The sequence below is a fragment of the Microvirga massiliensis genome, assembly GCF_001006805.1.
In the GTDB taxonomy this organism is placed as follows: Bacteria; Pseudomonadota; Alphaproteobacteria; order Rhizobiales; family Beijerinckiaceae; genus Microvirga; species Microvirga massiliensis.
The window spans coordinates 199899-222921 of sequence record NZ_LN811355.1 but is presented as its reverse complement, the minus strand read 5'-3'; the positions used below and the strand labels follow the sequence as shown (position 1 = coordinate 222921).

The 23023-nt window shown below is 62.8% G+C and carries 22 protein-coding genes and 1 pseudogene; 6 read left to right on the top strand and 17 right to left on the bottom strand.

All coding sequences use genetic code 11. The features are described 5' to 3' along the window. Both BN1233_RS49155 and BN1233_RS19410 read right to left on the bottom strand, forming a co-directional pair. Positions 1 to 212: pseudogene (locus tag BN1233_RS49155) on the bottom strand (hypothetical protein); the annotation flags it as partial. 832 nt (positions 213 to 1044) lie between these two features. Next, entirely contained in the window at positions 1045 to 1302 is a 258-nt protein-coding gene (locus BN1233_RS19410; RefSeq protein ID WP_046865247.1) for a DUF6894 family protein, read from the bottom strand. Positions 1303 to 1969: 667 nt separating this feature from the next. On the opposite strand from BN1233_RS19410, the gene BN1233_RS19405 reads away from it, so the two are divergent. The 3 genes from BN1233_RS19405 (at position 1970) to denD (ending at position 4613) form a co-directional block, all read left to right on the top strand. Next, complete coding sequence (locus BN1233_RS19405) at positions 1970 to 2383, top strand: hypothetical protein (RefSeq protein WP_147707389.1); 414 nt, start codon at positions 1970 to 1972, stop codon at positions 2381 to 2383. A 398-nt stretch (positions 2384 to 2781) separates the two neighbouring features. Then, positions 2782 to 3579: a 2-oxo-tetronate isomerase gene (gene otnI / locus BN1233_RS19400; RefSeq protein WP_046865245.1), complete on the top strand. Its 798-nt coding sequence runs from the start codon at positions 2782 to 2784 to the stop codon at positions 3577 to 3579. A 53-nt stretch (positions 3580 to 3632) separates the two neighbouring features. Next, positions 3633 to 4613: a D-erythronate dehydrogenase gene (gene denD, locus BN1233_RS19395; protein ID WP_046865244.1), complete on the top strand. Its 981-nt coding sequence runs from the start codon at positions 3633 to 3635 to the stop codon at positions 4611 to 4613. 161 nt (positions 4614 to 4774) lie between these two features. On the opposite strand, the gene BN1233_RS19390 is transcribed toward denD, so the two are convergent. The 6 genes from BN1233_RS19390 to BN1233_RS19365 all read right to left on the bottom strand — a co-directional run bounded on the left by BN1233_RS19390 (position 4775) and on the right by BN1233_RS19365 (position 9674). Next, positions 4775 to 5716: a threonine ammonia-lyase gene (locus BN1233_RS19390; RefSeq protein ID WP_046865243.1), complete on the bottom strand. Its 942-nt coding sequence runs from the start codon at positions 5714 to 5716 to the stop codon at positions 4775 to 4777. Further along, positions 5713 to 6705, bottom strand: coding sequence for a succinylglutamate desuccinylase/aspartoacylase family protein (locus BN1233_RS19385; RefSeq protein WP_244470621.1), 993 nt, complete (start codon positions 6703 to 6705; stop codon positions 5713 to 5715). Before BN1233_RS19385 ends, BN1233_RS19390 begins: the two co-directional genes overlap by 4 nt. 136 nt (positions 6706 to 6841) lie before the next feature. After that, positions 6842 to 7624 (bottom strand): transporter substrate-binding domain-containing protein, encoded by a 783-nt coding sequence (locus tag BN1233_RS19380; protein WP_046865241.1) that lies wholly within the window; start codon positions 7622 to 7624, stop codon positions 6842 to 6844. A gap of 22 nt (positions 7625 to 7646) precedes the next feature. After that, complete coding sequence (locus BN1233_RS19375) at positions 7647 to 8378, bottom strand: amino acid ABC transporter ATP-binding protein (RefSeq protein WP_046865240.1); 732 nt, start codon at positions 8376 to 8378, stop codon at positions 7647 to 7649. Next, complete coding sequence (locus BN1233_RS19370) at positions 8365 to 9015, bottom strand: amino acid ABC transporter permease (protein ID WP_046865472.1); 651 nt, start codon at positions 9013 to 9015, stop codon at positions 8365 to 8367. The genes BN1233_RS19375 and BN1233_RS19370 overlap by 14 nt, the downstream gene beginning before the upstream one ends. After that, positions 9012 to 9674: an amino acid ABC transporter permease gene (locus tag BN1233_RS19365; RefSeq protein ID WP_046865239.1), complete on the bottom strand. Its 663-nt coding sequence runs from the start codon at positions 9672 to 9674 to the stop codon at positions 9012 to 9014. Before BN1233_RS19365 ends, BN1233_RS19370 begins: the two co-directional genes overlap by 4 nt. Positions 9675 to 9810: 136 nt before the next feature. Between BN1233_RS19365 and BN1233_RS19360 the strand changes: the two genes are divergently transcribed. Then, on the top strand, positions 9811 to 10608 hold the full coding sequence (locus tag BN1233_RS19360; RefSeq protein WP_046865238.1) for an IclR family transcriptional regulator: 798 nt from the start codon (positions 9811 to 9813) through the stop codon (positions 10606 to 10608). A 59-nt stretch (positions 10609 to 10667) separates the two neighbouring features. Here BN1233_RS19360 and BN1233_RS19355 read toward each other — a convergent pair whose 3' ends face one another. The 3 genes from BN1233_RS19355 to BN1233_RS19345 form a co-directional block, all read right to left on the bottom strand. Beyond that, on the bottom strand, positions 10668 to 11798 hold the full coding sequence (locus BN1233_RS19355) for an iron-containing alcohol dehydrogenase (RefSeq protein ID WP_046865237.1): 1131 nt from the start codon (positions 11796 to 11798) through the stop codon (positions 10668 to 10670). 105 nt (positions 11799 to 11903) lie between these two features. After that, positions 11904 to 12881, bottom strand: a complete 978-nt coding sequence (locus BN1233_RS19350) for an NADPH:quinone reductase (RefSeq protein WP_046865236.1) — start codon at positions 12879 to 12881, stop codon at positions 11904 to 11906. A gap of 124 nt (positions 12882 to 13005) precedes the next feature. Beyond that, positions 13006 to 13758, bottom strand: coding sequence for an SDR family NAD(P)-dependent oxidoreductase (locus tag BN1233_RS19345; protein ID WP_046865235.1), 753 nt, complete (start codon positions 13756 to 13758; stop codon positions 13006 to 13008). 287 nt (positions 13759 to 14045) lie between these two features. Here BN1233_RS19345 and BN1233_RS19340 point away from each other — a divergent pair, with 287 nt between their 5' ends. Next, the gene (locus BN1233_RS19340) at positions 14046 to 14813 is read left to right on the top strand and encodes a LuxR C-terminal-related transcriptional regulator (RefSeq protein ID WP_082145546.1); all 768 of its coding nucleotides are present in this window, start codon (positions 14046 to 14048) and stop codon (positions 14811 to 14813) included. Between the two features lie 23 nt (positions 14814 to 14836). Here BN1233_RS19340 and BN1233_RS19335 read toward each other — a convergent pair whose 3' ends face one another. Next, positions 14837 to 15700, bottom strand: a complete 864-nt coding sequence (locus tag BN1233_RS19335) for an aldose 1-epimerase family protein (protein ID WP_046865234.1) — start codon at positions 15698 to 15700, stop codon at positions 14837 to 14839. Between the two features lie 88 nt (positions 15701 to 15788). Here BN1233_RS19335 and BN1233_RS19330 point away from each other — a divergent pair, with 88 nt between their 5' ends. Next, positions 15789 to 17207: an amidase gene (locus tag BN1233_RS19330; protein WP_244470622.1), complete on the top strand. Its 1419-nt coding sequence runs from the start codon at positions 15789 to 15791 to the stop codon at positions 17205 to 17207. A 10-nt stretch (positions 17208 to 17217) separates the two neighbouring features. Here BN1233_RS19330 and BN1233_RS19325 read toward each other — a convergent pair whose 3' ends face one another. The 5 genes from BN1233_RS19325 to BN1233_RS19305 all read right to left on the bottom strand — a co-directional run bounded on the left by BN1233_RS19325 (position 17218) and on the right by BN1233_RS19305 (position 22902). Beyond that, complete coding sequence (locus BN1233_RS19325) at positions 17218 to 18024, bottom strand: ABC transporter permease (protein ID WP_046865233.1); 807 nt, start codon at positions 18022 to 18024, stop codon at positions 17218 to 17220. Positions 18025 to 18130: 106 nt separating this feature from the next. Continuing rightward, positions 18131 to 19078 carry an ABC transporter permease gene (locus BN1233_RS19320; RefSeq protein ID WP_046865232.1) on the bottom strand — a complete coding sequence of 316 codons (948 nt, stop codon included), beginning with the start codon at positions 19076 to 19078 and terminating at the stop codon, positions 18131 to 18133. A gap of 22 nt (positions 19079 to 19100) precedes the next feature. Next, positions 19101 to 20582: an ABC transporter substrate-binding protein gene (locus BN1233_RS19315; protein ID WP_046865231.1), complete on the bottom strand. Its 1482-nt coding sequence runs from the start codon at positions 20580 to 20582 to the stop codon at positions 19101 to 19103. 75 nt (positions 20583 to 20657) lie between these two features. Next, positions 20658 to 21407 carry a glucose 1-dehydrogenase gene (locus tag BN1233_RS19310; protein ID WP_046865230.1) on the bottom strand — a complete coding sequence of 250 codons (750 nt, stop codon included), beginning with the start codon at positions 21405 to 21407 and terminating at the stop codon, positions 20658 to 20660. 25 nt (positions 21408 to 21432) lie between these two features. Further along, entirely contained in the window at positions 21433 to 22902 is a 1470-nt protein-coding gene (locus BN1233_RS19305) for an aldehyde dehydrogenase family protein (protein ID WP_046865229.1), read from the bottom strand. Positions 22903 to 23023: the final 121 nt, after the last annotated feature.

Below are 23023 nucleotides of genomic sequence, written 5' to 3'. Positions count from 1 at the left end.
GGGCCTCGGCTGGTCACAGTGGTGTCACCCGAAGCCGTCCCGCTGGCCGCGTAGACCAGGCGCAGCACCGCCTCACGATCCCCCGCCTGCAAGGCCAGCAAGGGCGTCCGGCCAGCGGGCACGGTGTCGGGAGCCGGCATGAAGTCGAGCGTGGTGAATCCATACCTGACAGGACCAATCGAACACGCGAGGACGTGTGAAGTGGCCAACATAATTCTGCTCAGGGGCGGAGGCTCAAATCCTCTCGCTCCAGCTATTGCCTGGCCAAGTTTCAAAAGTACCGAGTTGCAGACTGACGCAGTCCCGGCGGCGCTCCCCAGGCGCCCGGATGGCCGTTTCAGACATCGAGCGGGATGTGAGCTTTGTGGCTTCGATGTCACAGCCAGGCAGCGGCGACTCTCATAGGTTAAGCTCCGTCCTCGGTTCCGAGGCGCGTGTGTTGTCTCCACTTGAATTGAGCCTCTACCGCTGGGCATCTCTTGGCCCGGAGAGTCGCGTGCAGCTGAAACAGGCAGCAGAATGACCATCTTCGATCCAACGACAGGTCAGACGATCACAATCACTCTGCCGATCAGACCGCGCCAACCGAGGGAACGCAGCGAGTAGCTGCCTCCAGGCGTTCCGGCGTGAACGCTTTTCCGTATTCTTTATTCGCCTGCTCGGAGCGTAAAGCGCCCGGTACTTCGGAGGACCAGTTCCTGCCTGTTCGCCGGAAGCATCTCGGCAGAGGGAAGCAGGTAACAGATCGGCCCTATCATTTCGAAAGTAGTTTCGCCGCAAGAACTGGCCAATAGTCATAGGCCATGTGGCCAGCAAGACTTTCCGCGTTAGCAAAACTGCGCTTTCCGGCTCATCACATCAATTTTCGCCATTTACGAAACGTCAACCGTAGTATCTAATTCGTAACGTCGACGTCCGAGACACCCCGTCGATGCCCAAGGGGGCCAGCCATGAAGAGTGATCGAGAACCCTCTTCTGAATGTGGCAAGCGTATCCAAGAGCACATTCGCAAGATGCTCAAGGAATTGGCCGATCGCCAACGTCTCAAAGTTGTGGCCGAGCGCTATGAAGTCGCTCAGGCTTCTCATCGAGGCTGATCGACAAAGCGACCTTTCCGAAGCGGTCGACGACTTCCAGATTCCAGCCTTTCCACTTGCTGGCCTCGGCAGGATCTTCGCACTGCAATTGTCCGATCGTTCGTTTGACCTCGGTACGTGCCTCTTCAAAATCTCCGATCTCGATGCCGTCCTCGTCGAGGATGACATCGGGACCTCCGAACAGGTGAAAAAAGTACCGAGCCACGGGCAACCTCCAGGGCCTGGATATAATCGTCCGAGGTCTGCCGGTCACAAGCGCCCATTTCGGACGTATACCTTCGCCTTTGGATGCTCTCTGGCAGGCTTCCAGGCGAGGTGCGCACATCATGTCGGATGTACCGAGCGAGGTCGGGAGTGGGGAGAGGGGGTCGGAGGTGATGGTTCAACCACGCCGGCCCAGGTGCTGGGGCTGTCTTGGCCTCTATACGCGGGTTTGCCGCGTTGGCACGCCCCGTCGCATCATGCGGGACACAGTCGCGCCGACTTCGTGACGCCCAATCGAACCACACGGCGATTGAAAGCATTCTTGCAATCATGCCCGCCATCATTCTCGGACTTCTGCTTCTGGTCGGTGCTGCAACATTCGGCGCAGTCGGCGGGCGCTTGCGGCGACCTCGCCGGCGAAAGTCCTGACTGCCGGAGATCGAGCCCGCCGATCCTGCGCGGCCATGATGGGGAAAGGAGGCTCTGGCCGTCCCCTTGCAAAGGCGACGGGTACCTTGAGCTATCCCTACCGACGCATCCGCGCCGAGCACCGGGTGTTACAACCCGGTTAACCCTTTGAAGCCGATGTCGGCCGGGCACTGTGGGCATTCAACATATCGTTCACCCGATCGGGGCGACCTTGGCGGCAACGTTGATAGGGGATGAGCATGCCGCAGGTCTGGCTGGACGAGGAGGAACTGGGCGAGTTTCTCGGGTGCGATCCGATTTCCGCTCGGCATCAGGCCATACAGAGCAATTGGCACCGGCGAATCTCCGCCGACAGCGTGATGCGCTATCATCTTCCGCCGCATGCGGCCCTGCGCTACGTGCTTCTCAACGCGGAGGCGCAGCAAGGCCCGCCGCGGGATGCGGTGCTGTTCGAGCGGGCGCTCGAAGAAATTGCCGGACTCGAGAGGAAGCTCGCGATTGCCGAAGAAGCGATTGCATCGATGCGCCGAGAACTCGATCTCGTGAGCGAGAACAGCACGGATTTGATGGTGTCTGCTCTGCGTCAGGCTGCCGACGAAATGCGCCGGGGCATAATGGCAGAAGAGGAGAGGCAGCGGCGCACCGCCGCGTGAGCAAACGCCATCAGTGCGAGATATCGGGCTGAAGGTGCTGCGCCACGTTTGCTCTAACATGTAAATCGGGCAGGGGCCTTACTGCGAGGGCCTCGAGAACCTGCGTTGACGGGCGCGCACGCTGGCCGATGATGTGGCAGGCCTTTCGACCACCTCCGCTCCATGAGCCATCCCATCAGGACCTGGATCCAAGGCAGCCTTTCGGGTGTTTCGCCGCGCACATGCGCCGTCGAACCTGCGATCTCATGGTCGGGGTAGTGCGGATTTCGCCACCCCGTAGCAGAAGGGACCGGGGAGACCTACAAAGCCGTTTGTCCTATTGTTTCGAGGGCTTCGCGGCAGTGCTCGCAGGGGCACTCATCGCCGAGTCCGCGGCTCGAGATTCCTGAGAGGCAACGATGCCCCGTTTCGCTGCAAACCTGTCGATGATGTTTACGGATCGGCCGTTCCTGGATCGCTTTGGCGCTGCAGCGAAGGCTGGTTTCGAGGCTGTCGAGTTCCTCTTTCCTTATGAATTCGACCCACAGGAGATCCGAGCCCGCCTCGAAGAGCATGGGCTGACGCAGGCCTTGTTCAACCTGCCGCCGGGCGATTTCGGGGCCGGGGAGCGCGGCATCGCCTGCCTGCCCGATCGGGTGGAGGAGTTTCGATCCGGAGTTCGGCAGGCGCTGGCATATGCCGAGGCGCTCGATTGTCCGAAGGTGCACTGCATGGCCGGCCTGAGGCCGGCGGGTCGCCCGGACGGTGAGATCTATGAAACCTATCTCGACAATCTCGCTTTCGCAGCATCGGAGTGCCGCGCCGCAGGCCGAATCCTTCTCATCGAGCCAATCAATGCCCGGGATATCGCAGGCTACCTGATGAATACGACGGCTCTTGCGCGGCAAGTCATCCAGGAGGTCGGGGCTGACAATCTGAAGCTCCAGCTCGACCTCTATCACCTGCAAATCTCGGAGGGTGACCTCGCCATGCGGATCCGGGCGAATGCCGACATTACGGCTCACGTCCAGATCGCGGGCGTTCCCCAGCGGCACGAGCCCGATTCAGGCGAGGTGAACTATCCTTTCCTGTTCGACGTGATCGACGAGACCGGCTTCGATGGTTTCGTGGGCTGTGAGTATCGGCCGCGCGGGCGCACGGAGGACGGCCTCGGATGGTTCGAGCGATTCCGTGCATCGCATTCGGGCGCATCATGATATCCCGGTGCTGACGCACGTTTCATCAAACGAGACAGTTAGGGACCGTCGCCATGCATATCCTCGTTCTCGGCGCTGCCGGAATGGTAGGCCGCAAGCTCCTCGAACGCCTCGCCCGGGACGGGCATCTCGGCGGACGAGAGATCACGCGCGCCACCCTGCACGATGTCGTGGAGCCATCCGCACCCGACGGCGCATCATTTCAAACTGAAGCTTCCGCATCGGACTTCGCGCAACCCGGCGAGGCGGAACGGCTGATTGCCGGTCGCCCGGACGTCATCTTTCATCTTGCCGCGATCGTCTCGGGCGAGGCCGAGGCGGATTTCGAGAAAGGCGACCGCATCAATCTTGACGGGACGAGATTCCTTTTCGATGCGATCCGCCGCATCGCAGGCTATAACCCTCGTGTCGTCTTCACATCGTCGATTGCCGTGTTCGGTGCCCCCTTCCCGGAGGCGATCGGGGATGAATTCTTCCTCACGCCACTCACGAGCTACGGCACGCAGAAAGCAATCGGCGAACTGCTCCTCGCAGACTACACGCGCCGCGGCTTCTTCGACGGGGTCGGGATTCGTCTGCCGACGATCTGCGTCCGACCCGGTCGTCCGAACAAGGCCGCATCGGGCTTTTTCTCGAACATCATTCGTGAGCCCCTGAACGGGGAGGAGGCGATCCTGCCGGTCCCGGACAGCGTGCGCCACTCGCATGCATCACCGCGCTCGGCCGTGGGCTTCCTCATGCACGCAGCGACGATCGACGGCGAGCGGCTCGGCCCTCGGCGGAATATCACCATGCCATCCGTATCGGTGACGGTCGCCGAGCAGATCGAGGCTTTGCGCCGCATCGCCGGAGACCGCGTCGTCAGCCGAATCCGCCGCGAGAGCGATCCGACAATCGAGAGAATTGTTGCAGGCTGGCCGCAGAAATTCGATACGCAAAGAGCCCGAAGCCTGGGATTCAAGGCGGAAGACAGCTTCGACGAGATCATCCGGATTCATATCGAGGATGAACTCGGAGAAAAGTTCGTGGCTTAGTTGCTCTTGGTGGGGTGTGCTTATTCCCAGCGTGGGCGCCGCCACCCCTATCCGCCCCTTCGGGGCGACCACTCCCGTCGAGGAAGCGGTGACGCGCAGGCTGCCGCCCCCTCACCTCGCCCCTGGCGGGGGCGAGGTGAGGGAAACACTGTGCGCACTGACTATGCAACTGCGTCCGTTCCGGCACCGCAGATTATGGCGCAAACATGGGCGGCCGGGGATAGTGAAAGTCGCCTCGTTCTCAGTGCAGCCACTGAGGCTGCGCCCGAGAGGTCGGCCGCAATACCGAACTCGAACCAGAGCCAGCGCGCCGCCTCGTGCATCTCCTCATCGGATACAAGCACGATCTCGTCGACATTGCGTCTGACCGTTTCGAAGATTGGCTCGTCGGTGCGGCGGCACGACATCGTTGCCACGCGTGTGGTGATGGTGTCCAGGGTGACGACCTGATCCGCCCGGAGGCAGGCCTGGAGTGTTGGCGAACCCACGGGTTCTATGCCGATGATTCTGACCTCGGGACGAAGTGCCTTGGCGGCGGTTGCAACCCCACTGATCAAACCGCCACCGCCGATCGCAACCAATATCACGTCCACGTCAGGAAGATCGTCGAGGATTTCGAGGCCGAGCGTACCTTGGCCAGCCACAACGATCGGATCACTGAATGGATGCACGTAGGTCGCTCCGGACCTCGCAGCAAAGGCTAGCGCAGCCTCGTTGGCCTCGTCCCAGACGGAGCCGATGATTTCGACTGCCGCCCCCCAGCCCTTCAGTTTTGCAATCTTGTCGGCGACGACATTCGAGGGCAGGAATATCGTTGCTGGGACGCCGGCGACATGAGCTGTGCGGGCAATGGCAAGCCCGTGATTGCCCCCGGAAGCGGTCACGAGTCCTCTCTGAACCTGGTCTTGCGAGAGCGTCTTGAGGCGGTTCATAGCCCCTCGTGCCTTGAATGAGCCGGCGGCCTGGAGAAGCTCCAGCTTGAGCGAGACGCGCCCGTCGAGGCCGTCGGAGTCCCGCATCTGGGTTGCCGGGAGGACAGGCGTGTGGCGGATGAATGGAGCGATGCGCTCCCGTGCTGCGGCAACGTCACTGATCGTGATCAAGAGAGACTCCCTTGGTAGGGTGCTGCTACGACCAGGCAGCAATTGCCCGGCCTCACTCGACCGGGCTGTCTACGGCCGTAGAGGATTCCATCAGCCGCATAGTGCAGCGTCTCCGGCGGCCGCGTCGGATCCCAGGTAAAATGGATCCGTCCGGCGGGCTGGCCCTCGCTTACCCTCGTGCCATTCGAGTGCAGCGGTTCGAAGATGCCATCTGCCGTCGCGAAGACATATGCCGACGTTCCTGGGAGTTCGAGGACCTGCCCGTCCTGACGTCGAGGCTCGATTTCGTCCAGGGGCAGGACGCCGTGATGGGCAAGGACATTGCGGACGCCGCGACGGCAGACTTCGAGCGCCTCGAGGGAGACGGTCCCGCCGCCGCCCATCTCGGTTCCGACCGTGACGAGCCCGGCCAGGCAGGCGGCTGCCGTCGCGGTACGGGGTTCGCCGAGATTGCTGATCACCACGGTCATCGGAGCATCGAAGGCCTGGACTGCCGCAAGATTACGGCGATGGAGGCCCGGGTCCGTTGTCGGCTCCACGATGGCGCTCGGGATGATGTCGAGGGATGAACCTCCGGAATGCAGATCGATGAATGCGTCAGCGATCGGATAGAGATGATCCGTGATGAACGCGCTGATCTGCTGAGTGATCGTGCCCCGGGGATCGCCGGGGAACGTGCGATTGAAATTGAGGCCATCGACCGGAGAGGTCCTCTGTCCCGCGATCACGGCATGGACGTTGTTCGCGGGCATGAGGATGAGGCGACCTTGGACCTGTCCGGGATCGAGTTCGCGGATGAGGTCGCAGATCGTGATCGGCCCCTCGTACTCGTCGCCGTGATTGCCTCCTTCGAGAATGACCGTCGGGCCTTCGCCATTCTTGATGACCGCGATCGGGATCCTCGTTACGCCCCATGCATCGTCATGCGGCGAGTGCGGAATCATGATGAAGCCGACCTGCTTTCCGTTGCGGTCCGGATCGACGGTCATGAAGGCGCTGGATGATCTCGGCTGCAGGGCTGAAGCGGGCATATCTGACAACACGGATGGAGATTAGCAGAAACGGCATCGGGCCATTCCTCGGAGAGGGAAGCCGGGCGAGAGGGCCCGGCTGAGTTGAGACGGCTCACAGAGTCGGGAGCGGATCCATCGGCATATCGAGGTACTTGCGATGCAACCGGTCCAATTCGCCGTTCATCGTGTTGAAGAAGATGAAGCTGTCGAGCCAGCGCACGAGATTGTGCTGGTCCATCTGGACGCCCATATGCGCCGGGCTGCGCCGGATCGTGAACTTGCGGTCGAATTCCTTGCTCGGGTTCTGTTTCGCGAGCGCCTGAGCGACGATGCTATTGGTCGCGATGAGATCCGCCTGGCCGGAGATGTAGGCGGCAGCCGCCGTCGCGTCGTCCTCAGTCCGCATGATGTTGGCTTTTGGGTTGGCGGCGCTGATGGCGAGTTCCTGGGTGGTACCCTTCGCGGCGGCAAGTCTGTTCGAGCCGAGCTGATCGGGCCCTGACACCTGCAGGGACTTGGCCCCGTATACCGCCAGGAACGTATTGGCGTAGGGAGCCGTGAACTGGATCTGCTTGGCCCGCTCGGGCGTAAGTCCCATCACCGAGATGACGATGTCCACCTTGTCGGTGAGAAGGAAGGGAATCCGGTTCGCACCGGTGATCTGCTGCATCTCGAGCTTCACGCCGAGTGCTTTTGCGACCATCTCGGCCATTTCGATATCGAAGCCGACCGGATTGCGGTTGGCATCCTGGGAGCCGAAGGGCGGCGCATCGAGAGGAACGCCGATTCGAACGACGCCCTTCGAAAGAATATCCTGCAGCTTGTCGGCTCGTGCTTCGGCCGCGCCGAAGAGCCCGATGGCGATTGCGGCAATCGCCGCAAGAATTGAGCGCATGTTCTGTTCCTCCGGGTTGGCCTCAGTGCAGGACCGCACTGAGGAAGGTTTCGAGCTCTCGGGTGCCTGGCTTGGCGAGCGTCGAGGCCGCCGCGCCCTCCTCCCAGATGCGACCCTGGTGCATGAACACCACCCGTGAGCCGAAACGACGCGCGAAGCCGATCTCATGCGTGACGAGGATCATTGTCATCCCGCCCTTCGCCATGGCTTCCAGAACTTTCAGAACCTCGCCCGTCAGCTCCGGATCGAGCGCGGACGTCACCTCGTCGAACAGCATGACCTTCGGATGCATCGCGAGGGAGCGCGCAATCGCGACGCGCTGTTGCTGGCCACCCGACAGTTGATCCGGATAGGCATCGAGTTTGTCCTCCAGGCCGACCTGCCGAAGGACTTCGCGCGCCAGCTCGCGGGCAGCCTTCGGATCCGCACCTTTTACGACCCGAGGCGCCAGGGTGATGTTGTCGGACACCGAAAGATGCGGAAAGAGATTGAAGCTCTGGAAGACGATACCGACACGCTGGCGCAGGCCACGCAGGTCACAATCCGGGTCGTTGACCTTGATGCCGTCGACGATGATCTCACCGCCCTGGATGCGTTCGAGGCCGTTGATACAGCGGAGCATCGTGCTCTTGCCTGAACCGGACCGACCGAGAACCGCGATGATTTCGCCCTTCTGGACCGTCAAGGATACGTCTTCGAGCACCGTAAGCGCTCCGAACCGCTTCGTGACGCGGCTCAACTCAACGAGCGACATTGAATTTCCGCTCGAGCGAGCGGCTCCACTGCGTGAGGGGGAAGCACATGGCGAAGTAGAGAGCCGCCACCGTGAGATAGACCGCAAATGGCCGAAAGGTCGCCGCCGATGTGAGTTGCCCCTCCCGGGTCAGTTCGACGAGGCCGATGGTAGCGGCGAGCGAGGTATTCTTGATCAGTTGGACTAGAAACCCGACCGTCGGCGGGATGGCGACGCGGATCGACTGCGGGACGATCACATGCCGCAACTGCTCCATGAACGAGAGGCCGAGCGAGGCGCCTGCTTCCCACTGTGTCTTCGAGATCGAGCCAAGTGCCCCACGCCAGATCTCGCCAAGAAAAGCGCCACCGTAGATCGCAAAGGCGATCGCCGCTGCCGCCCATGAATTGACCTCAAGGCCGACGATCGACAATCCGAAATAGAGCAGGAAAAGCCACACGAGCAACGGCGTGCCCTGGACGACTTGGATGTAGAGAGCGGCAAGCCAACGCAGGGGCGCTAATGGTGCGACGCGAAGCAAGGCGATGGAAAATCCCACCAGGGATGCACCGAGGAAAGCGACGAGCGTCAGCAGCAGAGTCCAGCGTGCGGCGGCAATAAGATAGAGCACATCGATGAGGCCGAAGGAGCGGATCATCGCCGTGCAAAGGCCCACTGATAGAGGACGGCGAATACACCTCGAAACAGCAGCGCAAGCGCAAGGTAAAGTGCACCGATGACGGTGTAGACTTCGAAGTCGCGGAAGGTTCGTGACTGCACGATCGATGCAGCGTGGAAGAGTTCCGGCACGGAAATCTGCGAGACGATGCTCGTCGCCAGCAATAGCAGCACGAACTGACTCGCGAGTGCCGGGACCATTGCTTTCAGGGCCGGGAACAGGACCACGTATCGAAAGACCTGGAGACTCGAAAGTCCAAGCGAAACGCCGGCCTCGACCTGGGATCGCGGCACCGCCTCGAGGCCAGCACGGACAATCTCGGTCGTATATGCACCGAGATTGATCACGAGCGTGATGATCGCAGCCGTCATTCCATCCAGTCTGATCCCAAGACTCGGGAGGCCGAAGAAGATCAGAAAGAGCTGAACGAGGAGTGGCGTATTGCGAATGACCTCCACGTAGGCAACCACGACGCGGCGCAGGATATCGGGCCCGTAGACGCGCGCCGCAGCGCAGGCAATGCCAATCACGAGGCCGCCGACCATCGCAGAGCACGACAGAACGAGGGTGACGATCACACCATCGAGAAACGCCTCCCAGGCCGCAAAAACGTCGCGGAACTGGAGGCCGTATTTCATCCCGGCCTCAGCGGGACCGTTGCGGTGCTGATTCCAGCACGACGCAAGTGGAACTCGTCGGAAAGATGCGCATCAGCCGCCTTCCATTGCGAAATACAGGCTAGGTGTGGTTCGCATTTGGTGTCAAGCTTCAGATATGAAGCAAATTTCCATAGAGAATCGGGACGAGGGCGAGATCGGCCGCGGACCCTACTCGGCTCCGGCCCTGGAGAAGGGCCTCGATATCCTCGAACTCCTCGCGCAGGCGGGGGAGCCGCTCTCGACTCGCGCCATTGCCGAACAGCTTCGAAGGTCGAAGGGCGAGATCTTTCGGATGGTTTTCGTGCTGCTGCAGCGCGGATACCTGACGCGTGAGCCCGGAACGGACCGCTTGGCGCTATCGCGGCGGTTGTTCGATCTCGGGATCCGGACCCCGCGCGGGCGTCAACTGACCTCCGTGGTGCTGCCGTACATGGAGCGGTTCAGCGAGAGCACCGGCCAGATCGCTCATCTCGTTGTGCTGAGCAGGGGAGAAACGGTCGTGGTGGCGACGACAACCGGCCACCTTGATGCAAGCGTCATGGTGCGTCTCGGCTATGGGCGGCCGGCGCTGGAAGCGAATTCCGGATTGCTCATTCTCGCTTTCCAGCCGGAACACCGCCTTCGAGCACTCATGAAGGATGCACCTGCCGAGGCTCGGCAGGCGCTCGACGCGCCTGAGATCCACCGACGGCTCGCCGAAATCCGGGAGCGCGGTTATGAGATTGCCCCGAGTCGCGACATCATCGCCGTCACAGACATCGCATGTCCGGTACTTGGACCTGCAGGGCATGCGCTGGGCAGCATTATCGTGCCGTGCCTGCAGCGCCATGGATCGATGATCGACGAGAAGTCCGTGCTCGAGGCGCTACGCGATTGCTGCCGGGATGCGGGCTCGCAACTCGGCTACGAGTAACACGTTCCGGTGGCTGACCACCGCCTCGATTCCTCTGCGACGAGCGTATCCGCAGGGCCCTAATAGGCGGCCGTCAGGAGAGCCGCGAAGTCGTCCTCTGTTGCAGGTCGCGGGTTCGTCGCCGTCGAATGGTCCGCCATTGCCGCTTTGGCCATGGCTGGGAACACGTCCTTGGGCACGCCCATTTCGCGCAGCGACTTCGGAAGTCCGAGCCTTTGATTCAGATCTTCGATGAACGATGCCAAGTCCTGTTCGGGAGAAAGGCCCATAACGCGACGGAGTGCAGCATATTTCTCGCCGGCGACGGGCTCGTTGAACCGAAGCACGGCCGGCAGGAGTACCGCATTGAGCGTGCCGTGGTGGAGCTTCAGCTCCTTGAGGCCGCCAAGTGCGTGGGAAAGCGAGTGCACCGCCCCAAGTCCCTTCTGGAAAGTGAGGCCGCCCTCGAGGGCGGCCATCATCATCTCCTGCCTGGCCTCGACATTGGAACCGTTCGCAACCGCCTTCTCGAGGGACTTGCCGGCGCGCGCGAGGCCGTCGAGAGCGATGGCTTCGGCCGGCGGGTTGTCGCGCGGTGACAGGAACGTCTCGATGCAATGAGTCAGGGCATCCATTCCGGTAGCCGCCGTCAACCCGGGCGGCAGCCCATAGGTGAGCTCCGGATCGCAGACCGCGAGTTTGGGGATCAGGTGAGGGGAGATGAAACCGAGCTTCCGGCCGTCACGCAGGGTGATGAGCGCGGCGCGGCCCACCTCGCTTCCCGTTCCCGCTGTCGTCGGGACAGCAATCGCCGGAGCGACTGCGGGACCGATCTTCGATATTCCGCCGAGAATGGCGGCATATGCTTCGAGTGGGCCGTCATGGGTCGCCAGAAGGGCCACCGCCTTTGCGAGGTCGATCGGTGAGCCTCCACCGATCGCGACCACGCCGCCGCAGCCCTGCTCGCGATAGATTTCGAGCGCAGCCAGGGCAGCCTCTTCCGTCGGATTGGTCGGCACGTCGCTGAAGACCGGCGCTGATTTCAGGGCCGGGGCGCCCGAAGCAAGCCTGTCGACGAGGCCTGCTGCGACGATTCCTGCATCGGTGACCACGAGAGGTCGGTCGATCTTCAGCGTCGTGAGATCCGAGCCGATGTCCCGCGCCGCACCAGCCTCGAAGCGGATCGTGGTCAGATAGGTAATCAATCCCATGGGAGACTCGCGGCCATTTTCCTCGATGCTCTCGATGTGCCGGGTTCAGCCTCCGGGAGCAAGCGCGTCAGCGACAGTAAACGATATCAATCCCCTGCCACAGAGTCAGGGAATGACCACGACGTTCCCGATGAAGCGCCCTTGCTCGACGGCCTCATGGGCCTCGGCAATCCGCTCCAGCGGAAATTCGGCAGCCACACGGTGGGTCATCGCGCCCGCCTGCAGCCAGCGCGTGAGATCTTCGATTCCGATCCGACGCGCTTCGGCAGACAGCTCATAGACGATGAAGAACCTCACGGCCGCACCAGTGAGAATCATGGGGCCGAAGGTGAACGTGGCGTCCGGCCCGTTCGATCCATAAGCCACGCACAAGCCGTCACGAGCGACAATTTGCGGGAGGAGGTGGGCATTTCCCGAGATGTCGACTTCCACGATCCGGTCCGCGCCATGCCCATTCGTGAGCGCCTGCACGCGTTCGACTACATGCTCTGTCCGATAGTCGATGATCGCGTCGGCTCCGGCCTCGCGCGCATGCTCCGCCTTTTCGGCCGAACTCACGGTCGCAATGACCTGCGCCGCTCCCAGCAGCTTGGCGAACTGAATTGCATAATGGCCAACCGCCCCGGCACCGCCGGTGACGAGGACGATTTCACCCGAGCACGGCCGGTCGGTCGTAACGGCACGATGCGCCGTCAGGGCGGGGATGCCGAGGCAGGCGCCCTCGGCAAAGGACGTATTCTCCGGGAGCGGAACCGCCTGCGCCGCAGGCAGAACGATGTATTCCGCCGCCGTTCCGTAAGGACGCCGCCACTGCCCGTTCCAGAGCCAGACGCGTTCGCCCAACCTCCTGTCCGTCACGCCTGGGCCGATCCGGTCGATGACGCCGGCCCCATCACTGTGCGGGATCACCCGCGGAGCGACCATCGGCCGTGATCCGCTCCGCGTCTTCCAGTCCGAAGGGTTCACACCGGAGGCTTGAACCCGGACGCGAACCTCACCGGGCCCTGGTTCGGGCGTCTCCATCGTGCCGACCTGCAGAACGTCTTGCGCGGGTCCGTTCCGCTCGTACCAAGCTGTTCGCATCTCGTTTCTTCCTGCACGCGATCACATTTTTGTGATCTCACGACGGGTAAGACTTGTGGCCCGAGGCTCAGCCCGATCGGCCACCCGGTGCCCAGCCTCATCGGCTGGGCACCTGGCGCAGAGGTCAGTAGACGCCCCGTCCGCCCGATATGTCGAAGACCGCGCCGGTCGAGAAAGCGCAGTCTTCCGAGCACAGCCACCCGATCATCGCCGCCGCTTCGTCGACCTGCAAAAAGCGCTTCATCGGGATCTTCGAGAGCATGAAGTCGATGTGCTGCTGCGTCATCTGATCGAAGATTTCGGTTCTCGCTGCGGCAGGTGTGATGCAGTTCACAAGAATTCCGCTCTCGGCAAGCTCTTTTCCGAGAGACTTCGTGAGACCGATCAGGCCGGCCTTGGAGGCGGAATAGTGCGAAGCGTTCGGATTGCCCTCCTTCCCGGCAATGGAGGCGACGTTGACGATGCGCCCCCAGCGCCGCTTGAGCATTTCAGGGACCACCGCCCGGCAGGTCAGATAGGGCGCGATGAGATTCACCTCGACGACCCGCCGCCAGACATCCGGCGCAAGTTCCCAGAGCGGGCCGTTGCCCCCGGTAATCCCAGCGTTGTTCACCAGGATGTCGATCTGGCCGTGTGCCTCCAGGGCCGCACGCACCGCCCCGGCAATGGAGATTTCGTCCGTGAGCTCGACAACCGTGGTCGTGAGCTTGCCGGCTCCAGAGAGGGCCGCAGCAGCCTCCGACAGGCGCCCGGCGTCGATATCCCAGATCGCGACCGAGGCGCCGGATTCGAGAAGCCGCTGTGTCGTCGCGTAACCGATGCCGCGTGCGCCCCCCGTGACGATCGCCACCCTTCCGTTCAAATCGATCTTGTTCATGACTACCCTCTCGTAGCGGCAGGTCGGACGAGGCTATTCCCGACGGTCCCGCGCCGCTTCATGCAGTTACAACCGAGTTCCTTCGCATCCGAACCGGTGGCCGGGAAGACCTTGCCGAAGAATTGCTGCGCTTGACATGCAGTAACGGCACTGGGGCATGATGCAAGCGGAGTCCATTAGGTCACGGATGGCAAACAAGATTTAACCCGAGCGTGGCCATATTGGCGATGTTGTCATCGCCACGGATGCCGCGATCGGGCCATTTCAGTTCAGCTTATAAGGATGCTATGAGTTCTGTCGCTCAATTGAAAAAGACGCCGGCCTCCGGTGAGCCGTATTCCGGTAGCAGTCAGGGCGAGAGCGACGCAGACGGACAGCGTATCGCATCCGCACCATCGCTCAGGACGGCGCTGATCGCCGATGACGACGAGCTCGTCCGCATGGCCCTCGCGAGTGTGCTCAATGCCGACCTCGGATTTCAACATGTCATCGAGGCGGGCTCTCTCGATGAGGCGTTGGACCGGCTCGGGCAGGGCGCCGACGTCGGGATAGCCCTATTCGACCTCGCCATGCCAGGGATGGAGAGCGCCGCCAGCCTGCTTGCCGTGCGCGAATGCTTCCCCGATCTGCGCGTCGCGGTCGTGTCCAGCTCGAACCGTCGATACGACATTCTCCTGGCGCTCAGCGCGGGCGTCCATGGCTATGTGCCGAAGATGCTCGGGCTGAAGGAGATCACCAACGCCCTTCGCCAGATCCTCAATGGGACGATCTATGTCCCCGTTTCGCTCGCCGACATCTCGAGCGAACAGGTCCCGGTGACGATAGGCTCTTTGGCAGGCTCGGGAGCATCGGCTCCAATCGAGCTGCCGCTCACGACGCGGCAGAAAGAGGTACTTCGCCTCATTGTCGAAGGACGCACGAACAAGGAGATCGCGAGAGCCCTGGACCTCAGCCTCGGAACGGTCAAGATTCACCTCACGGCCGTGTTCCGCACCCTGGGTGTATCCACGCGGGCGGCCGCAGCAGCAGCCGGCGCAAAGCTCAAATTGTCCTGACGTCGCGTGGCCTCGCGGCCGGTTCAGTCGACACGGATCGTCATCGCAAAACGCCTTTGCTCATGGGTGCCCAGAATGGCGAGACCCGGCTTGTCCCGGAATTCGCCGGAGAAGCCCTCCGGGTCCGCGTATCCGTGCCATGGCTCGATGCAGACGAAACCTGCACCGGGTTTCGTCCAGATTCCGAGCTGCGGTAGGCCATCGAATTCTACGATGATCTTTGGGGCCCCGGGAGCGGTGTAGACGACTGATCGGCTCGCCAGTTCGTCCCAGATCAGCGCCCCGGCTTCGAACAATCCGTCTCGCAGCACGAGGCTTTGTCCTTCGAGCGGTGACTCGTATCGGTTGGCCGACAGCAGGCCATCGACGGGACGACGAATTCCTGCCGGCTCGCTCGTGGAGAAGGTGATCGTGTGCTCTGCGCGACCAGTCGCGCAAGGCAGCGGCCAGCGAAAGGCCGGGTGGTAACCGAAGGAAACGGGGAGGATTCCGTCGCCCTCGTTTAACACGTCGGCCGCGATGGCCAGAGTCGTGCCGCTAATGTGGTAGGACACCTCGAGACGAAACGGAAAAGGAAATTGCGCGAGCGTGTCGTCATCCCAAGGGAGCGACCAGCGGCACCTGTCCCGAGCGGTTTCGATGAGCGTGAACGTTCGGGTGCGCGCGAAACCATGCTGGGGCAACGGATAGTGACGATCGTCGACCTGAATGTAGTTTCCGCGAACACGCCCGACGATCGGAAAGAGCAGAGGCGAGCGTCCGGTCCAGAATGCCGGGTCGCCGTTCCAGAGCAGGTCGCCCGTTCCGATGCGTCTCAGGGCCGTGAGTTCGGCGCCGCGCGGAGAGATCTCGGCGTGCAGGGCTTCGCTTTCGATTGTGACCGCCATTTCCTGATCCCGTCCCGGTATCGCAACAGGATGGTATAGCCTCCGAACGCGCCTTGCGCATTGGCGCGTGGCAGATAACGTGGCGCGCATGCCGACGATGTCATCACAGGTTCCGCCGGGTGGGAGCGATTTCACTGATCTCTCTGCTGCGGATCTCGTCGCCGCCTTTTCGGAACGCCGCCTGTCGCCCGTCGAGATCATAGAGGAGGCGATCGCCCGTATCGATGCCGCAGAGCCCCGCCTGCGGGCGCTCTTTGCCTTCGATCCCGAGGGCGCCCTGCGCGCGGCGCGAGCATCGGAAGCGCGCTGGATGCGCGGCGAAGCGCGGGCACTCGAAGGAATTGGCGTCACCATCAAAGAGAACGTCGCGACACGGGGTACGCCGGTCCCCTTGGGAACCGCAGCAACTACGCTCTTTCCGGCCGCCGAGGACGCGCCCCCTGCCGCTCGCCTGCGCGAGGCGGGTGCCGTCATCATCGCCAAGACGACGATGCCGGATTACGGGATGCTGTCGTCCGGTCTCTCGAGCTTCCATCCATTGACGCGCAATCCGTGGGATCTCGCGAAGAACCCGGGCGGCAGCTCCGCCGGCGCTGCGGCTGCGGCTGCGGCCGGGTATTGCCCGCTCCATGTCGGGACGGATATCGGGGGCTCGATCCGGCTTCCGGCGAGCTGGTGCGGGATCTTTGGGTTCAAGCCCAGCAACGGCCGTGTGCCGATTGACCCGGCCTATTATGGACGTGTCGCCGGCCCCATGACCCGTACCGTTGCAGATGCCGCCCTGATGATGGCGGTTCTATCGCGCCCCGATCCTCGCGATCCCATGAGCCTGCCGCCAGCGATGGATCAGGACTGGAGCGTGGCGCCACTCCCGGTGCGAGGGCTGAAGATCGGCCTGATGCTCGACGCCGGTATCGGGCTGCCGGTCGAGCCCGAAATCAAAGCTGCCGTGGAAGCCGCTGCCCGCCTGATGGAGGATGCCGGCGCGCAGGTAGAGGCGATGCCTCCGTTTCTGAACCGCTCCATGCTCGACGGTCTCGACCGCTTCTGGCGGCAGCGCGCCTGGTCTGAAATCGGCTCCCTCGACCCGGATCTCCGGAGCCGGATTCTTCCCTACATCCTCGCCTGGGCTGAAGGCGCCAGAGAGCTCACCGGCGCCGAAGTCTACGAGGGCATGAGCCAAATGCTCGTCATGCGCTACGCGGCCGTCGAAGCTTGCCGCAGGTTCGACTTCGTTCTCTCCCCGGTTGTACCGGTATCCGCATACGCGGCGGAGCTCGCATCGCCAGTCGGCGATCCGGCACACCCCTTCGAGCACATTGGGTTCACGGTTGCCTTCAATATGTCCGAGCAGCCCGCAGCCTCGGTGAATGCGGGCTACACCTCCGACGGCCTGCCGATCGGGCTGCAGATCATCGGACAGCGTTTCGATGACATCGGTGTGCTTCGGCTGTCCCGCGCCTTCGAAGAGATGCGTCCTCCACAGCGACCATGGCCGACCTTCTGAGAGCAGGCTTTCAGCTCTCGCGGGCGCGCAGGGTGGGGTCGAGCCCATCCCGCAGCCCATCGCCCAGGAGATTGAGCCCCAATACGGAGAGGGCGATTGCCACTCCCGGTGCGATCGCGAGGTGCGGGGCCTGTGACAGATAGGTCTGAGAATCGCTCAGCATCCGGCCCCAGCTCGGATTCGGAGGCCGGACTCCGAGGCCGAGATAGCTGAGCCCGGCCTCCGTCAGGATCGCGAGGGCGAGCTGGATCGTGACCTGCACGATGAGGACGCCGGCTATGTTCGGGAGCACATCCTCCAGCGTGATGTGCCACGTCGTTTTTCCAACGGAGCGCGCTGCTGCGATGTAGTCGAAAGACCAGACCTGAAGTGCGACACCTCGGGAAACGCGGGCGAAGACGGGTACATTGAACGCAGCGATTGCGATGATCGCGGAAAGCGGGCCCGACCCGAGAAGCGCTCCGACCATGATGGCGGACAGGACGGCTGGAAACGCGAAGACAACGTCAGCAGCGCGCATCGTGATCTCGTCGAAGAGGCCCCGAAAGGCGGCGGCCGCACAACCGATCGCTATTCCGAGTGCGGCGCCGAGCAGAACGGCTGGCCAGGCGATCGCAAGCGAGTTCCACGCGCCCACCATCAGGAGCGACAGCACGTCCCGCCCGAAATGATCCGTGCCGAGCAGGCCAGCTTCCAAGGGAGGACGGAGACGGAGCGCAACGCGAACACGGGTCGGGACCTCGGGTGTCCAGACGGTCGACACCACTGCGACTGCGATCAGAATCGATGTCAGCAGCCCTCCGACGATGAGTGGCATGTTCGCTCGTATTTTGAACGGAGCTTTCACGCGCGTGCCCGTCGTTCGTGGGCCGCTGTGCAAATGCGGAACGAGAATGGAGTCTCGCGCCTTCCGAACGCTGACGTCATGAGCGCGCTCGCAAGCGAGGATCGAGCAAGCGATAGCCGATATCGACGATTGTGTTCACGATGATCACGAGACCGGCAAAGATCATGACGACATCCTTGATGACGACGAGATCACGCTGGTTCAGAGACTGATATGCCAACCTTCCCAGGCCCGGGAGATTGAAGACGTTCTCGACGAGGATGGCGCCGCCGAAGAAGAACGAGAGCTGAAGACCGAGAATCGTCGTCACCGGAATGAGAGCATTCGGGACGACGTGCCGCTGCAGGGTTCTGCCGGGAGACAATCCCTTGGCTCGCGCAGTGCGCACGAAATCTGCACCAAGCACTTCGAGGGTTGCGGATCGGACGACGCGTGTGAGAACGGCGGCCTGTGGCAGGGCTAACGCAACGGCGGGAAGCACGAGGGCCGCGAGTGCCGGGCCGACACCCCCGTCCCAACCCGGAAATCCGCCGGCCGGGAACCACCTCAGGCCCGTGGCGAAGATCAGGATGAAGATCAGACCGAGCCAGAAATTGGGAATGGCAACTCCGAGTTGCGTAAAGACGAGGACGCCCCGGTCGATCCAACGGTCCCGCCAGGCTGCCGCCGCGACTCCGAGAGGAAGCGCGACGAGCGTCGAGAGTGCAATCGCGAGGAGACTGAGGGGCAACGTCACGCTGAAGCGGTCCGCTATGAGCGTGGAGACCGGCATCTGGTAGGTGAGCGACATCCCGAGGTCGCCGTGCATGACGCCGCCGATCCAGTGGAAATACCGTTCGACGGCCGGCTGATCGAGGCCGAGCTCTTGCCGAAGGGCAGCCAGCGTATCCTCTCGGGCCGAGGTCCCGAGCATGATCGCCGCAGGATCGCCGGGCAGGACCTCCAGGACGAGAAATATCGCCAGAGATACTGCGATCAGAGTGACGACGAGCGACGCGATGCGGCCGAGAATGAGAGCGAACACGGGCCCCGTGCAATGAAGGCGGTCAGTCGGTCCAGTAGACTTCCGTCACGTCGTTCGACGGAATGGGCGTGTTCTCCCAGAGGCCGCGGAGTTTCGCATTCCAGACTCCGAGCTTCGGCAACTGGAACAGGAAGAGGGCAGGGACGTCCTCCGCGAGAATCCTCTGGGCCTCCTCATATTTCGCATATCGCGCCTTGTCGTCGGTCGTGCGGGCTGCTTCGGCAAGAACGGATTTGAACTTCTCGTTGCGGTAATTGAAGTAGTAGTTGTCACGCGCGTAGATATCGATGTCGAGCGGCTCTGCGTGGGCCACGATGGTCATGTCGTAGTCCTTGTTGCGGAACACCTCCTCGATCCACTTAGCGGGAAACTCGGTCGGAATGATCTTGAGATCGACCCCGACCTCCGCGAACATCGCAGACAGAAGTTCGGCCGAGCGGCTGGCATAGGCCATCTGCGGCGTCTTGATCGTTATCGAGAGGCCATTGCCATGGCCTGCCTGCTCGAGAAGCGCCTTCGCCTTGGCGGGATCGTACGGGATGACCCCGGTGAGATCGACGAAGGCAGGATGGTTCGGCGAGAAGTGGGAGCCGATCGGCTGCCCGAACCCGGAATAAGCCCCCTCAACGAGAGCCTTGCGATCGACGGCGTGCATCAATGCACGGCGAACCCGCACATCGTCGAACGGCTTTCTCGCATTGTTCATTCCGGCGACGATTTCACCCTCGGTGTTGCCGGCAACCGCGGTGAAGCGCGGATCTTTCTTGATTTCTGCGAAGAGCTCGGGCGCTCCGAGATTCGGGAAGGCATCGACGTCACCGGCGCGAACCGCGGCGACCTGCGCCTGCGGATCGTTGATAAAGCGGAATGTGACGCTCTCCAGCTTTACCTTGCCGGATTGCCAGTAATCGGGGTTGCGGACGAATTCGACGCGATCACCCCGGATCCAGGATTTGAACCGGAATGGCCCAGTCCCGACGGGCGTGGCCCGGTTCGTTTCCGCACTTTCCGGGGCCACGATCACCGCATCGCCCCAGCCCAGATAGTAAAGGAAATTGCCGGACGGCTCCGTGAGCGAAATGCGAACGGTGAGTGGATCCGGTGTTTCAATCGTCTCGATGGGCGCGAAGATCTGTTTCTGGGCGTTGGTCGAATTCGGCGCGCGGGCACGATCGAATGCGAATTTCACGTCGGAGGCATCGAATGTCGTGCCGTCGTGGAACTTCACGCCGCCCTGCAGGTGAAACGTGTAGGTCTTGCCGTCAGGGGAGACCTCCCAGCTCTTTGCGAGAAGCGGCCGGATGCGGCCATCACGGTCGATCCGCACGAGACCTTCGTAGAGATTGACCCAGGTGACCTCGCGGATCGCGACGGGAGCGGCGATCGTCGGATCGAGACCCGGCGGCTCGATGGCCATCCCGACGACGAGCGACGTTTTCGCGGCCTCGGCCGGAAATGCGAAGGCCGAAAAGAGAAGCGCGATGGCGAGAGGGCGTTGCAGCATGGTGCTAGTCTGGCGTCCACCGGATCCGAGGGCGCGAGTTAAGCCCACTCCGCCCGGCGACGGAAGAGGCCGTCCTCAGATACAGCGCCCGCCATCCACTTCGAGCACGACGCCCGTGATCATGTCGGCCTCGTCCGAGGCCAGGAAGAGGGCAGCGTTCGCGATGTCATCGGGGCGCGAGAGGCGACCGAGCGGTATCGTCCCGATGAACTGACCGCGCTTCTCGGGTGTATCCTCGCCCATGAAGGTGCCGAGAAGCGGAGTTTCTCCCGCCACCGGTGCGAGCGCGCAGACCCGGATCCGATCCGGGGCGAGCTCGACCGCCATGGACTTCGTGATCGCGTGAACGGCGCCCTTCGTGCCGTTGTACCAGGTGAGCCCCGGGCGAGGCCGTAGTCCTGCCGTCGATCCGATGTTGAGGATCATCCCGCGGCCCTGCTGGCGCATCAAGGGAATGACTGCCCGGGCAAAGAAGAAGATCGACTTGACATTGACAGCGAAGACGCGGTCGAACTCGTCTTCCGTGATTTCGAGGATCGGCTTGTTGCGATGGCTGGTCCCGGCATTGTTGACGAGAATGTCGATCGTTCCGAAGGCCTCACGAGTCTCGCCGACCGCGCGGACGACATCTTCTTCCCTCGACACGTCCGCACGGATCGCGATGGCCGACGATCCGAGCGCCGCTGCAGAGACCTGTGCAGCCTGCTCGTCGAGATCGAGAACCGCGACGCGAGCTCCCTCGCGCACGAAGATCTCTGCGATACCGCGTCCGAAGCCGGAGCCGGCCCCCGTCACGATAGCCGTCTTTCCATCGAGCCGTTTCATCGCTTCCCCCCTGTCGTCACGGTCGTCAGCTTTGCGCCATGACGAGCGTGCGCGTCGTCGTGAAGCCGACGAGCCCTTCGAATCCCTTCTCGCGGCCGTGACCGGAACGTCCGAAACCGCCGAAGGGAAGCTCGATACCGCCACCCGCGCCATAGCAGTTGACGAAAACCTGCCCCACGCGCATCGCTCGCGCAACGCGGAGCGAGCGCATGGAATCCCGTGTCCAAACGCCGGCAATCAAGCCGTAAGGCGTGCCGTTCGCAAGCCGAATCGCCTCTGCCTCATCCGAGAAGGGCGTGACGACGAGGACGGGACCGAAGACTTCCTCCTGGGACAGGATGCTGTCCGGGGATGCAGGAGCGAAGATGACAGGAGGGACGTAGTAGCCGCCCGTGGGAGCATCGGGCGCAATCTTGCCCCGCGCGAGCTCCATTAGGCCTTCGGTTTCCGCCCCCGAGAGGTAGCCCTCGACTCTGGCCTTCTGAGCCGCATTGATCATCGGGCCGAGATCCGGCCCGGAGAGTGGGTGTCCGGCCCGCAAGGCCCTGAAACGATCCGCAAGGGCAGCGGTCACCCGATCGAAGGCACTCCGCTCGACCAGGATCCGGCTGCCGGCCGAGCAGGTCTGGCCGCCGTTCTGGATGATCGCATTGACCAAGGAGGGCAGGGCCCGATCGAAATCCGCGTCCGCAAAGACAATCTGGGCCGATTTGCCGCCGAGCTCCAGCGTGACGCCGACATGATTGCGTGCGGCCGCGGCCTGCACAGCGGTGCCGGTCGCAGGGCTTCCCGTGAAGGAGAGGAAATCGATCCCGGGATGGCCCGCAAGGGCGGCACCCGCTGTCGAACCCAATCCGGTCACGACGTTCAATACGCCATCCGGTACTCCGGCATTCCGGGCGAGCGCTGTGACTGCCAGGATCGTCAGCGACGCGTCCTCGGCAGGCTTCACGACCGACGTATTACCGGCCGCGAGTGCGGCGCCGACGGAACGCCCGAAGATCTGCATCGGATAGTTCCAAGGCACGATATGCCCCACGACCCCGTGGGGCACCCGCTCCACACCAACGAAATGCGTGCCGAGATACGGGATCACGTCGCCCATCAGCTTGTCGGCCGAACTGCCATAGAACTCGAGATAACGGGCGAGCGCGAGCGCGTCGGCGCGGGCCTGTTCGAGCGGCTTGCCGTTGTCGCGGCTCTCGAGTTCGGCAAGGGCGTCGGCCTCCGCCTCGACGGCAGATCCGAGCCGCATGAGGATCCGGCCGCGCTCGAGAGCCGTCATCCAAGACCAGGTCCCCTCGAAAGCGCGGCGTGCCGCGTCGACCGCCACGTCGACGTCGTGAGCATCGCCGGCCGCAAGCGAGCCGAAGATCTCGCCATCAACCGGAGAAACGATGTCGATCGTTTTGCCGCCGCCTGCTGGTCGGTCCTGCCCGTCGATGAGGTGGGTCCAAGTGCAGCGGGCGAACGGCGTCTGAAGTTGAGTGCTCATGAGTCTTCACGGACGAAGCAGCAAGTCTCTTCGTATGTAATCGCGGCCAGACACCAAGGATAGCGGGAGGAGACGGTCTTTGCGACGCGCCGAGACATGATCCGTCAAGCAGAGCCTAAGA